Origin of the sequence: Nocardia sp. NPDC050413 (assembly GCF_040655475.1) — a bacterium.
GTDB classification, from domain to species: Bacteria; Actinomycetota; Actinomycetes; order Mycobacteriales; family Mycobacteriaceae; genus Nocardia; species Nocardia coubleae.
Genome location: NZ_JBFAJZ010000002.1, coordinates 510,354 through 523,315, shown reverse-complemented (window position 1 = coordinate 523,315; position 12,962 = coordinate 510,354). Strand labels below are relative to the sequence as shown.

11 protein-coding genes are annotated in these 12,962 nt (G+C 68.9%); 8 read left to right on the top strand and 3 right to left on the bottom strand.

Translation table 11 applies throughout. The features are described 5' to 3' along the window. Positions 1-20: 20 nt before the first annotated feature. On the top strand, positions 21-986 hold the full coding sequence (locus tag AB0I19_RS08415) for a quinone oxidoreductase (RefSeq protein ID WP_357146095.1): 966 nt from the start codon (positions 21-23) through the stop codon (positions 984-986). A 57-nt stretch (positions 987-1,043) separates the two neighbouring features. Here AB0I19_RS08415 and AB0I19_RS08410 read toward each other — a convergent pair whose 3' ends face one another. After that, positions 1,044-2,033: a heme o synthase gene (locus AB0I19_RS08410; protein ID WP_067636019.1), complete on the bottom strand. Its 990-nt coding sequence runs from the start codon at positions 2,031-2,033 to the stop codon at positions 1,044-1,046. 416 nt (positions 2,034-2,449) lie between these two features. On the opposite strand from AB0I19_RS08410, the gene tkt reads away from it, so the two are divergent. The 5 genes from tkt to pgl are packed head-to-tail and all read left to right on the top strand — an operon-like array spanning position 2,450 to position 9,000. After that, entirely contained in the window at positions 2,450-4,591 is a 2,142-nt protein-coding gene (gene tkt, locus AB0I19_RS08405; RefSeq protein ID WP_356984263.1) for a transketolase, read from the top strand. A 4-nt stretch (positions 4,592-4,595) separates the two neighbouring features. Next, positions 4,596-5,732, top strand: coding sequence for a transaldolase (gene tal, locus AB0I19_RS08400; protein ID WP_357146092.1), 1,137 nt, complete (start codon positions 4,596-4,598; stop codon positions 5,730-5,732). A gap of 4 nt (positions 5,733-5,736) precedes the next feature. Continuing rightward, complete coding sequence (zwf, locus tag AB0I19_RS08395) at positions 5,737-7,305, top strand: glucose-6-phosphate dehydrogenase (RefSeq protein WP_357146089.1); 1,569 nt, start codon at positions 5,737-5,739, stop codon at positions 7,303-7,305. Next, positions 7,302-8,210: a glucose-6-phosphate dehydrogenase assembly protein OpcA gene (gene opcA / locus AB0I19_RS08390; RefSeq protein WP_067636576.1), complete on the top strand. Its 909-nt coding sequence runs from the start codon at positions 7,302-7,304 to the stop codon at positions 8,208-8,210. Before zwf ends, opcA begins: the two co-directional genes overlap by 4 nt. Next, positions 8,203-9,000: a 6-phosphogluconolactonase gene (pgl, locus tag AB0I19_RS08385; protein WP_084456401.1), complete on the top strand. Its 798-nt coding sequence runs from the start codon at positions 8,203-8,205 to the stop codon at positions 8,998-9,000. The genes opcA and pgl overlap by 8 nt, the downstream gene beginning before the upstream one ends. Positions 9,001-9,043: 43 nt before the next feature. Here the strand turns inward: pgl and AB0I19_RS08380 are convergent, their stop codons facing one another. Continuing rightward, entirely contained in the window at positions 9,044-9,499 is a 456-nt protein-coding gene (locus AB0I19_RS08380) for a MarR family winged helix-turn-helix transcriptional regulator (protein ID WP_357146086.1), read from the bottom strand. Next, positions 9,496-9,876, bottom strand: coding sequence for a hypothetical protein (locus AB0I19_RS08375; RefSeq protein ID WP_357146084.1), 381 nt, complete (start codon positions 9,874-9,876; stop codon positions 9,496-9,498). Before AB0I19_RS08375 ends, AB0I19_RS08380 begins: the two co-directional genes overlap by 4 nt. A gap of 129 nt (positions 9,877-10,005) precedes the next feature. On the opposite strand from AB0I19_RS08375, the gene AB0I19_RS08370 reads away from it, so the two are divergent. Together AB0I19_RS08370 and AB0I19_RS08365 are read left to right on the top strand one after the other, a co-directional pair. Further along, positions 10,006-12,225 (top strand): thiamine pyrophosphate-dependent enzyme, encoded by a 2,220-nt coding sequence (locus AB0I19_RS08370; RefSeq protein WP_357146081.1) that lies wholly within the window; start codon positions 10,006-10,008, stop codon positions 12,223-12,225. A gap of 119 nt (positions 12,226-12,344) precedes the next feature. After that, positions 12,345-12,821 carry a hypothetical protein gene (locus AB0I19_RS08365; protein WP_167353233.1) on the top strand — a complete coding sequence of 159 codons (477 nt, stop codon included), beginning with the start codon at positions 12,345-12,347 and terminating at the stop codon, positions 12,819-12,821. The last annotated feature ends 141 nt before the right edge of the window (positions 12,822-12,962 follow it).

The window sequence follows — 12,962 nt, the reverse complement described above, 5'->3', positions numbered from 1 at the left end:
GGGGTGTACAAAGGGGACTCATGCGCGCGATTCAGGTTTCCGAGCACGGTGGTCCCGAGGTTCTGCGGTCGGTGGAGGTGGACGACCCGCGGATCGGCCCGAAACAACTGCTGGTCGACACCAAGGGTGTGGGTGTCAACTACATCGACATCTACTTCCGCACCGGCCTGTATCCGCAGGCCACGCCCTATATCCCCGGCTCCGAGGGCACCGGCGTGGTCGCCGAGGTCGGCGCCGAGGTCACCGAGTTCGCCGTCGGCGACCGGGTGGCGTGGGCGGCCGCGCCGGGCAGCTACGCCGAGAAGGTGGCCGTCGACGAGGCGGTGGCCGTGAAGGTGCCCGAGGGCGTGGAACCGGCCGTCGCCGCGGCGGCCCTGCTGCAGGGCATGACCGCGCACTACCTGGTCGAATCGGTCTTCACCCCCGAACCCGGCGACCCGGTCCTCGTCCACGCGGGCGCGGGCGGGGTCGGTCTGCTGCTCACTCAGCTGGCCGCCGCCAAGGGCGCGCGCGTCATCACCACGGTCTCGACCGATGCCAAGGAGAAGCTCTCCCGCGAAGCGGGTGCCGCCGAGGTCCTGCGCTACGACGACGACCTTGCCGCCCGGGTCCGCGAACTCACCGACGGCCAGGGCGTCGCTGCCGTCTACGACGGCGTCGGCGCGAGCACCTTCGAAGCGAGCCTCGCCTCATTGCGAGTGCGCGGCACCCTCGCCCTGTTCGGTGCGGCCAGCGGTCCGGTACCGCCGTTCGATCCGCAGCGCCTCAATCCGGCAGGTTCGCTGTGGCTGACGCGCCCGTCGCTGGGTGCCTACACCCGCGATCGTGCCGAATTCCTCTGGCGCGCAACGGATATCTTCGACGCGATCGCGGCGGGCACGCTGAAACTGCGCATCGGCGCCACCTATCCGCTCGCCGACGCCACCGAGGCCCACCGCGACCTCGCCGCCCGCAAGACCACCGGTTCGATCGTCCTGCTGCCGTAGACGCGAAACCGGCGGCCGGGCAATCACTGCCCGGCCGCCGGTTCGAGTGCGCGAGAATTACAGACCGACGATGCTGCCCAGCGTGGTCCAGCCGAGCACCGAGTCGACGGCCAGACCGCAGAACACCACGGCCAGATAGTTGTTGGACTGCAGGAACAGTCGCAGCGGCTTCACCGATTCACCCCGGCGCACACCCGCGTACAGCTGGTGCGCCATGAGCAGGAACCAGGCACCCGCGACCAACGCGACGGCCGCGTAGATCACACCGGTCGCCGGGACGAGGGCGAGGGTAGCCAGCACGGTCAGCCAGGTGTAGATGACGATCTGCTTGGTGACGACCTGCTCGGTGGCGACCACCGGCAGCATCGGCACGCCCGCCGCCCGGTAGTCCTCCTTGTAGCGCATGGCCAGCGCCCAGGTGTGCGGCGGCGTCCAGAAGAAGATGACCGCGAACAGCACGATCGCGGGCCAGCCGACGTTCCCGGTGACCGCCGACCAGCCGACGAGGGCGGGCATACAGCCGGCCGCGCCGCCCCACACCACGTTCTGTGAGGTCCGGCGCTTGAGGCCCTTGGTGTAGACGAAAACGTAGAACAGGATGGTCGCGACCACGAGCACGCCGCTGAGCAGGTTGGCCTGCCACCACAGCCAGGCGAAGGAGATCGCGCCGAGCGCCAGGCCGAAGACCAGCGCGTGCGAGGTGGGCACCGCGTCGCGGGCCAGCGGACGGCGCGCGGTCCGCTTCATCACCTTGTCGATGTCGGCGTCGACCACACAGTTGAGGGTGTTGGCGCTGGCCGCGCCCATCCAGCCACCGAACAGAGTGACCAGGATCAGCCGGATGTCGACATTGCCACGATCGGCCAGGAGCATGGTCGGGATGGTCGCGACGAGCAGGAGCTCGATGACTCGCGGTTTGGTGAGCGCGATGTAGGCCAGCGGCTTACGCACGACCCGGGCGAACACGCTGTCGCCCGCCAGACGATCGGCGAGAGCCGTCGAGGAATCGTGCGCACCGCTACTACCCGGCTGGTTACCGATCCGCACTGTTTCTCCTCGCACGCTGTGCTTCGCATCCGGCATTGGAACGAGCAGCGCGCGGCTGCGGCGCGGCCACTACTACAGACGATGGTAGACGGGTGACGGTGCCGCTCCACGCCAGGCCCCTGTCACCGTGGGCGCCGTCACCCGGGTCGCGCGGCCCGTCCGGCGGTGAACCGACCCCGACGCGCAGGTGAACGACGTGCCGCGCGCCGCGCCGATTCCCGGGGGCGACCCCGGGCGTGATCGCGGGATGGGCAACTAGACTCACACTCAGGGTTCGCGCCGATCAGGTGGAACAGCACCTCTAGGGTATTCCTGTACATCGGTACGCACCCCCGGCCGCGTGCGGTCCAGTACGACACCATCGCCGCTGCCATCTACTCGCCGTCGACGAAACCTAGGTCAGGAGAACCACGGTCGTGTCAGTCACAGACGACATTCGCGCCCTCACTCAGCGGAACTATCCCAGCGACTGGACGGACCTGGACACCAAGGCCGTCGATACCGCCCGTGTTCTCGCCGCCGATGCGGTGCAGAAGGCGGGCAACGGTCACCCGGGCACCGCGATGAGCCTCGCCCCCGTCGCCTACAGCCTCTTCCAGCGCGTCATGCGCCACAACCCGGCCGACCCGAGCTGGTCCGGCCGCGACCGCTTCGTGCTCTCGTGTGGGCATTCCAGCCTCACCCTCTACATCCAGCTGTACCTGGCCGGTTTCGGCCTCGAGCTGTCCGACCTCGAGCAGCTGCGCCAGTGGGATTCGCTGACCCCGGGCCACCCCGAGTTCCGCCACACCGACGGTGTCGAGATCACCACCGGCCCGCTCGGCCAGGGTCTGGCCTCCGCGGTCGGCATGGCGATGGCGGCCCGCCGCGAGCGCGGCCTGTTCGACCCCGACGCCCCGGAAGGCGCCAGCCCGTTCGACCACCACATCTTTGTCATCGCCTCCGACGGTGACATGCAGGAAGGTGTCACGGCCGAGGCGTCCTCGATCGCGGGTACCCAGCAGCTGGGCAACCTCGTGCTGATCTACGACGACAACGAGATCTCCATCGAGGACAACACCGACATCGCCTTCACCGAGGACGTGGCCGCGCGCTACGAGGCCTACGGCTGGCACGTGCAGACCGTCATGGGCGGCGAGGACGTGGTGGCGATCGAGGCGGCCATCGAGGCGGCCAAGGCGGTGACCGACAAGCCGTCGATCATCATCCTGCGCACCATCATCGGCTTCCCGGCCCCCTCCAAGATGAACACCGGTGGCGTGCACGGCGCGGCGCTCGGCCCCGACGAGGTCGCCGCGGTGAAGAAGGCGCTCGGCTTCGACCCGGACAAGTCCTTCGACGTCGACCCGGCCGTCATCGAGCACACCCGCAAGGCGCTCGAGCGCGGCGCGGCGGCCCAGCAGGCCTGGCAGGCCGACTACGACGCCTGGGCCGCGGCGAACCCGTCGAACAAGGAACTGTTCGACCGCCTGCTCACCCGCTCGCTGCCCAAGGGCTGGACCGAGCACCTGCCCACCTTCGAGCCCGACCCGAAGGGCATGGCCACCCGCAAGGCCTCCGGCAAGGTGCTGGCCTCGCTCGCCGACGTGCTGCCCGAGCTGTGGGGCGGTTCGGCCGACCTGGCCGAGTCGAACAACACCACCATGCCCGGTCAGCCGAGCTTCGGTCCCGAGGCGATCTCCACCGGCATGTGGAAGGCGCAGCCCTACGGCCGCACCCTGCACTTCGGTATCCGTGAGCACGCCATGGGCTCGATCCTCAACGGCATCGCCCTGCACGGCCCGACCCGCCCCTACGGTGGCACCTTCCTGGTGTTCTCCGACTACATGCGCCCGGCGGTTCGCCTGGCCGCGCTGATGCGGGTGCCCGCGATCTACGTGTGGACCCACGACTCCATCGGCCTCGGCGAGGACGGCCCGACGCACCAGCCGATCGAGCACCTGGCCGCGCTGCGCGCCATCCCCGGCCTCAACGTGGTCCGCCCCGGCGACGCCAACGAGACCGCCTACGCCTGGCGGACCATCCTCGAGCGCGACTCCGACGAGCACGCCTCGCACTTCCACACCTACGACGCTCCCCACCAAGACGGCCCGTCCGCGCTGGCGCTCACCCGCCAGGACGTGCCGACCCTCGAGGGCACCAGCTACGAGGGCGTGCGCAAGGGCGGCTACGTGCTGGCCGAGGCGTCCACCGGCACCCCGGAGCTGATCCTCGTCGGCACCGGTTCGGAGCTGCAGCTGGCCGTCGAGGCACGCACTACCCTGGAGGCACAGGGCATTCCGACCCGCGTGGTCTCGATGCCGTGTGTGGAATGGTTCGACGCACAGGACCAGGCCTACCGCGACGAGGTGTTCCCGCCCGCGGTCCGCGCCAGGGTCGTCGTCGAGGCCGGCATCGCGATGCCGTGGTACCGGCTCGTCGGTGACGCGGGCGAGATCGTGTCGATCGAGCACTTCGGCGCGTCCGCGAACTTCAAGAAGCTCTACAGCGAATTCGGTATCACCGCCGATGCCGTCGTCGCCGCCGCGCAGCGCACGCTCGACAAGGTGAAGGGGTAAAACCATGGCACAGAACGAGAATCTCGCCGCACTCGCGGCAGCGGGGGTCTCGGTGTGGCTCGACGATCTGTCCCGTGACCGCATCAAGTCCGGCAACCTCGCCGACCTGATCGCGACCAGGGGCGTCGTCGGTGTCACCACGAACCCGTCCATCTTCCAGGCCGCGCTCAGTGTCGGTCACGCCTACGACGCGCAGGTGAAAGACCTTGCGGCCCAAGGCGCCGACGCCGATGCGGCGATCCGCACCATCACCACCGACGATGTGCGCGCCGCCTGCGACGTGCTCGCCCCGGTGTTCGAGTCGACGGGCGGTGTCGACGGCCGGGTGTCGATCGAGGTCGACCCGCGTTTCGCCTTCGACGCCGACAAGACGGTCGCCCAGGCGATCGAGCTGTGGAAGATCGTCGACCGCAAGAATCTCTTCATCAAGATCCCGGCCACCGAGGCTGGCCTGCCCGCGATCACCTCGGTGATCGCCGAGGGCATCAGCGTGAACGTCACGCTGATCTTCTCCGTGCCGCGCTACCGCGCGGTGATGGGCGCCTACCTCGACGGTCTGCGGCAGGCCAAGGTCGCGGGCCACGATCTGGCCAAGATCCACTCGGTCGCGTCGTTCTTCGTCTCCCGTGTGGACACCGAGATCGACAAGCGGCTCGAGGCGATCGGCACCCCCGAAGCGCTCGCGCTGCGCGGCAAGGCGGGCGTGGCCAACGCCCGGCTGGCCTACGCCGAGTACCAGGACGTGTTCGACGGTGGGGCGCACACCTCCACCTACAACCACCTGGCCTCCCAGGGCGCCAACCGGCAGCGGCCGCTGTGGGCCTCCACCGGTGTGAAGAACCCGGACTACCCCGACACCCTGTACGTCACCGAGCTGGTCGGCCCGAACACGGTCAACACGCTGCCGGAGAAGACGCTGCAGGCTTTCGCCGATCACGGCGAGGTGCGGGGCGACACGCTCAGCGGGAAGGCCGTCGAAGCCGCGCAGGTGTTCGGCGATCTCGAGGCCGCGGGCGTCGACCTGGCCGACGTGTTCGAGGTGCTCGAGCGCGAGGGTGTCGACAAGTTCGAGGCCTCCTGGGGCGAGCTGATCGACGCCACCACCGAGGAACTGCGCACCGCGGCGGCAGGGGGCAACTGATCTGATGGCCGGCGCAGCAACGACGGACAAGGCGGGGCTGTGGCACAACCCGCTGCGCGACGAACGCGACAAACGGGTGCCTTTCATCGCGGGGCCCTGCTGCATGGTGATCTTCGGTGTCACCGGGGATCTGTCCCGTAAGAAGCTGATGCCGGCCATCTACGACCTGGCGAACCAGGGGCTGTTGCCCCCTGGTTTCGCCCTGGTCGGTTTCGCCCGGCGCAATTACGCCGACGAGGATTTCGCCGCGGTGGTGCTGAGCGCGGTGAAGCAGCACGCGCGCACCCCGTTTCGCCAGGAGGTCTGGGACCACCTGGCCGAAGGGCTGCGTTTCGTGCAGGGCAGTTTCGACGACGACACCGCATTCGCCACCCTCGCCACCACCTTGAAAGACCTCGACGCCACCCGCGGCACCGGCGGCAATTACGCCTTCTACCTGTCGATTCCACCGAATATGTTCCCGGTGGTCCTCGACCAGCTCTCCGAACACGAACTGGCCAAGGCTGCCCCGCGCCCCGAGGGCTACACCCCGTGGCGGCGGGTGGTGATCGAGAAGCCCTTCGGGCACGACCTGGCCAGCGCCCAGGAACTCAACGCCCTGGTCAACCGGGTGTTCCCGGAGGAGCAGGTGTTCCGCATCGACCACTATCTCGGTAAGGAGACGGTGCAGAACATCCTGGCGTTGCGCTTCGCCAACGAACTCTACGAACCGATCTGGAACGCCAATTTCGTCGACAGCGTGCAGATCACCATGGCCGAGGACATCGGCTTGGGCGGGCGCGCGGGCTATTACGACGGCATCGGCGCCGCGCGCGACGTCATCCAGAACCACCTGCTGCAACTGCTGGCGCTGACCGCCATGGAGGAACCGACCTCCTTCGAACCGATGCAGCTCACCACCGAGAAGATCAAGGCGCTCTCGGCGACCAAACTCGTCGAACCACTCGACGAGACCACCGCCCGCGGCCAGTACACCGAGGGCTGGCAGGGCAGCGAACACGTGGTCGGCCTGCACCAGGAGGAGGGGTTCGACCCGCAGTCGCGCACCGAGACCTACGCCGCGATCACCCTGCACGTGGAGAACCGGCGCTGGGCCGGGGTGCCGTTCTACCTGCGCACCGGAAAACGCCTGGGCCGCAGGGTGACCGAGATCGCGGTGGTGTTCAAACGCGCGCCGCACCTGCCCTTCGACCAGACCATGACCGAGGAGCTCGGCCAGAACGCCCTGGTCATCCGGGTGCAGCCGGACGAGGGCATCACCCTGCGTTTCGGTTCCAAGGTGCCCGGCTCGGGAATGGAGGTGCGCGATGTGAACATGGACTTCAGCTACGGCGAGGCGTTCACCGAGTCCTCCCCCGAGGCCTACGAACGCCTGATCCTCGACGTGCTGCTCGGCGTGCCGTCCCTGTTCCCTGTCAACGCGGAGGTCGAATTGTCCTGGCGCATCCTCGATCCGGTGATCGCGCACTGGGCCGCCGAGGGCAAACCCGAACCCTACGAGGCAGGCACCTGGGGGCCGACCTCGGCCGACGAGATGCTCGCGCGCAGCGGGCGCGAATGGCGGCGCCCGTGATCGTCGACATGCCCGACACCAACACCGTCGAGGTCGCCAAGCGGATGGTGCAGCTGCGCGAGTCCAACGGTGTCATCACCCAGGGCCGGGTGCTCACGCTTGTCGTGTGCACCCTCGATTCGTCCGAGGCCGAGGACGCCATCGACGCCGCCAACGACGCCAGCCGCGAACACCCCTGTCGCGTGATCGTGCTCGCCCGTGGCGACCGCGACGCCGAGACCCGGCTCGACGCCCAGATCCGGGTGGGCGGTGACGCCGGGGCGGCCGAGGTGATCGTGCTGCGGTTGCAGGGTCCGCTGGTGAACCACGAGAGCAGCGTGGTGACGCCGTTCCTGCTGCCCGACACCCCGGTGGTGGCGTGGTGGCCGCGTGGGGCGCCGGACTTTCCGTCCCAGGACTCGGTGGGCAAGCTGGCCAAGCGGCGCATCACCGACGCCACGTTCGCGCCCGACCCGCAGGCCGCGCTCGGCAAACGCTGCGCCTCCTACGCGCCCGGCGACACCGACCTGTCGTGGAGCCGCATCACCTACTGGCGGGCGCTGCTCGCCGCCGCACTGGACGAGCCGCCGTTCGAACCGGTGCTGTCGGTGAGCGTGTCCGGGCTGGCCAGTGAGCCCGCGCTGGATACGCTGGCGGGGTGGTTGGCCGCGCGGCTGGACTGCCCGGTCGTCCGCCGGACCGGTGAGCTGCGGGTGGAGATCCGCCGGGCCACCGATTCGATCGCCATCGCTCGACCGCAATTGGGCAGGACGGCAACGCTGACCCGCACCGGTGCCCCCGACCAGCGAATCGCGCTGGCGCGCCGGGAAACTCGCGATTGTCTCGCCGAGGAACTGCGCCGGCTCGACGCCGACGAGATCTACGCCGAGGCGCTCGCCGGAATCGAAAAGGTGACCTATGAGTGACCGTATCGAACTGCACGACGAGCTCGGCGAGGAATTCCCCGCCAACACCGTCGAGGTGCACGACGACAAGGAACTGCTCGCCGACGCCGCCGCCGAACGTTTCGTCGCCGTGATCGTCGCGGCTCAGGCCGAGCGCGGCAACGCGTCGGTGTCGCTCACCGGTGGCAGCGACGGCATCCGCCTGCTCGAGAAGGTGCGCCAGGCGCCCGGCGACATCGACTGGTCGAACCTGTACGTCTACTGGGGCGACGAGCGTTTCGTCCCGTCGGGCGATCCGGACCGCAACGAACTGCAGGCGCGCGAGGCGCTGCTCGACTTCGTCCCGCTCGATCCGGCGAAGGTGTTCCCGATCGCCGCCTCCGACGGCCCGTACGGTTCGCCCGAGGAAGCCGCGGCCGCCTACGCCCAGCTGCTGCACACCGAACTCGACGAGCGCGGCGACATCGACCTGACGGTGCTCGGCATGGGCCCCGAAGGACACATCGACTCGATCTTCCCGCACTCCCCCGCCGTCCGCGAGCAGACGGATTACGTTGTGGCGGTCCACGATTGCCCCAAGCCCCCACCCACCCGCGTCTCCCTCACCCTCCCCGCCGTGCACCGCTCCCGCCACGTGATGCTGGTGGTCAGCGGTGAAGGCAAGGCCGCCGCGGTAGCCGCCGCCGTCAACGGCGCCTCCCCCGACGACGTCCCCTCCGCGGGCGCGGTCGGCATCGAATCCACCACCTGGGTCATCGACGAAGCCGCCGCGACGGACCTGCTGGTCGATATCGACGACGAAGAAGAGTGACGCGCGGCTGACGGTGCCGACAGGTTCGACATGATCGGCACCGTCAGCCTTGCTCGACGGCTCGGACCTCCACCGCGTACGAGCTGTCCATCAGGTCGGTCATCGCGTGCTGGAAGTCGCGGCGCTTCTTCTCACTCCAGCCTGTCGTCAGCTGAGCGAAGACGGCTTCCTGCCAGCGATGTGCCTGCTCCAGCAGGGACCGGCCCGCAGGAGTGAGCGATGCTTCGCGTCGTCGACCATCGCCGGCGGACGTAGTCATATCAAGGTAGCCCGCTGATGCGGCGCTCTTGATCAACCGAGAAGCGCCGCTCTGATCGATCCCTATCTCGTCCGCGATCGCCGTGACCGTCGCCCGGGTTCCCCGCTGCCCGAGCGCATGGACCGCCTCGCACACCACCACGATGCGCCCCTGATCACCCTCGATGTCCGCCGAAACCGGCCGACGTGCCCAGTGCCGGACGAAGTGGAACAGAACCTGCCCCGGTCCCTGTTCGCTCACTCGGATGCCGCCATCTCGCGGCAGATGTGCGCCAGTTCGAGGGCGGCATCGAGGTCCGGCATCCGCAACGCGGCGGTGACCTTACCGCCTGCGGCGCGGAAGACCGTGGCCACTCGCATGGGCTCCGTGCTCTCCGGCCAAGTCGCGTCCTGCTCCACCACCGCCAGATGCTCGCTGACCGCGTGCCAGGACCGAGGGACCAGGGTGATTCCCGAGCGCTGGACCCACTCCGCGAACTGCGCGGGCGTGATCGAGCCCGCGCCCTTCGGACCCAGGACCACGACCGGATCTCCGACGGCCCTCGCAGACCGCTCGAGGTCGCCGGAGTCGACGCTCGCGTGCCACTCCTCTATCGCTGCTCGCAGGCTCGAATCCATATCCAGAATTATATGCGAATCGCATACATTAATGCTCTCGTAGGCACTTCATTCGGCCCGGTCGCGATTCAGCGGTAGCCGAGTCGGCCGTGGACCGGTGGTCGCGGCGTTAGCATCGGGGCTCTCGGCATGGCGATCGGCGTCGGCTCGGCTGCGGGCGAGGAGTGGGCAATGGGCGAGGTGGGCAGAGGGTCGGTTGATCTGGATGCGGCTTTCCGGACTGCTGTGGTGGGGCTCGCGGCGGGGGCGGTCGATGGCAGGGCGGGGATCGATGCGGCGTTCGGGTTGGAGTTGTTCGAATCGCAGGTGGCGAGTAGGCATCTCGATCTGGCGGCGCGGCGGCTGGGGGCTGCTCGGCGGGGGTTCTACAGCATCGGGTCGTCGGGGCACGAGGGGAATGCGGCGGTGGCGGCGGCCTTGCGGGTGGATGATCCGGCCTTGCTGCACTATCGGTCCGGGGCGTTCTTCGTGCAGCGGTGCAAACGGGTGCCCGCCCTGGATCCGATCCGGGACGTGCTGCTCGGGGTGGTCGCGGCGGCGAGCGATCCGATCTCCGGTGGGCGGCACAAGGTGTTCGGTAGCGCTGCCGCGTCGATCATTCCGCAGACCTCGACCATCGCCTCGCATCTACCCCGTGCCGTCGGCCTCGCGTTCGCGATCGAAAGGGCTGCCCGCCAAGGCATTTCGTGCCCGTGGCCACGAGACGCGGTGGTGGTGTGCAGTTTCGGTGACGCCTCGGCCAACCACTCCACCGCGACCGGTGCGATCAATGCCGCCGTCCACGCCTCCCACCAGGGTGTGCCGATGCCCATCGTGTTCGTCTGCGAGGACAACGGAATCGGGATCAGCGTCCCGACACCGGCCGACTGGATCGAGCGCGCCTACGGTCCACGCCCCGGCCTGACCTATCTCGCCGCCGACGGATGCGACCTGCCCGATGTCCTCGGTGCCGCCGAGGACGCGGTGTATCTGGCCCGCACCTGGCGGGTCCCGGTCTTCCTGCACATGCGCACGGTCCGCCTCGGCGGCCATGCGGGTTCGGATGTGGAAGCGGGCTACCGTGGCCCGGCCGATATCGCCGCCGACCTGGCCCGCGATCCCCTCCTCGGCACCGCCCGCTACCTGCTCGCCACCGGCGTCACCGACACGTCCGACCTGCTCGCCCGCTACGACCGCATCGCCGACCGGGTGCGCGAGGTCAGCGACGAGGTGGTGCGCGAGGCGAGGCTGGATTCCGCGTCGGCCGTCATCGCTCCCCTCGCCCCCTCCCATCCGTCGACCGTCCGCGCAGACGTCCTCCGCTCCGCGACCACCACCGACTCCCCGAGCAAGGGCCTGTCTGTCGGCCCCAGGATGACCCTCGCCCAGGCGATCAACCACACCCTCGACGAACTCCTCACCCGCGACCCCGACGTGCTGGTCTTCGGTGAGGACGTGGGCCGCAAGGGCGGGGTGTACGGGGTGACGAAGGGTCTGCGGAAGCGATTCGGGGCGCGGCGGGTGTTCGACACCCTGCTCGACGAGCAGGCCGTGCTCGGTACCGCGCTCGGCACCGCATTGGCCGGGTTCGTGCCGATTCCGGAGATCCAGTACCTGGCGTATGTGCACAATGCCGCCGACCAGATCCGGGGCGAAGCGGCGACGCTGCAGTTCTTCTCCGCCGGCCAGTACCGCAACCCGATGGTGGTCCGCGTCGCGGGACTGGCCTACCAGAAGGGTTTCGGCGGGCACTTCCACAACGACAATTCCCTTGCGGCACTGCGGGATATCCCCGGTGTGGTGGTGGCCGTCCCGGCCCGCGCCGACGATGCCGCCGCGCTGTTGCGCACGTGTGTTTCGGCGGCGCGGGTGGACGGCCGGGTCTGCGTGTTCGTCGAACCGATCGCCCTGTATCACACGCGCGACCTGCATCCCGGCGACGATGGATGGCTCGCCTCGCCCGCCACCGAACACGTCCCGATCGGGAGCGCCCGCGTCTACGGCGACGGCACCGATCTCACCATCGTCACCTTCGGCAACGGTGTTCCGATGAGTCTGCGCGTCGCCGATCGCCTCGCCGACAGAGGCGTGCATGCCCGCGTCCTCGATCTGCGGTGGCTGAACCCGTTGCCGGGCGCGGATCTGCTCGAGCAGGCCGTCGCGACAGGCCGGGTGCTGGTGGCCGACGAGACCCGCCACAGCGGCGGTGTGTCCGAATCGGTCTTCGCCGTGCTCCTCGACGCGGGATATCGTGGCGCGCTCGCCCGCGTCACCAGCATCGACAGTTTCGTGCCGCTCGGCCCCGCCGCGGACACCGTACTGCTGAGCGAAACGGACATCGAGAAGGCGGCGCTGGCCCTCCTGCCCTGAATTCGGTCCGCTTTGCGAAGAATTCGCCGAATCCTGTCGAGAAGTATGTGATCGGCGCGGTTTGGTGACCGCGCGCCGGGTACACGCCGCACACACTCGTCTACTCGGAGGATTTCGTCATGAGGACAGGGCTTACACGTTTCGGCATCGCGACGGTGGCGGCAGCGGCGGTCGCCGCGGGTGCGGGGCAGGCCGCGGCGGCGCCGGCGACGGTGTCGATCGACGGCAGTATGCAGGTACTCGGGTTGAACATCCTGCACGTCGACGCGCAAGGGCAGGGTGACGGGCCCGCCACGGGAACCTACGTCGCCACCGGGCAGTTCGGGAACATGCCGTTGCCGGTGAAGGTCACCGGGCCGGTCACCTGCCTGCGAGTTCAGGGCAACAAGGTGTCGCTGGTGTATCCGATCACCACCGCCGAACCGGTGATGGTGTTCGCCCCGGATTCGATGGCCATCCAGATCACGGTGGCCAAGGGCGAGAACGGTGCGCCCAACATGATCGGCTACGGGGTGCCGATGCCGACCAGCTCGTTCACCGACTGTCTGCCCGGCCCGACGCCGCTGATGTTCAACGGAACGATCGACATCAGCTGACCCGACCCCTCTCGCCGGGGCGTGCGTCCGCCGCCTCGGCTCCCCGCCGGGGACACACCCGCCGCCGAAAACGGGCCGCGGGCACGCGATGTGCCGTAGGTTTGCCGGGAACATTTCAGCGGTGCGGTGTCAACCCATGGA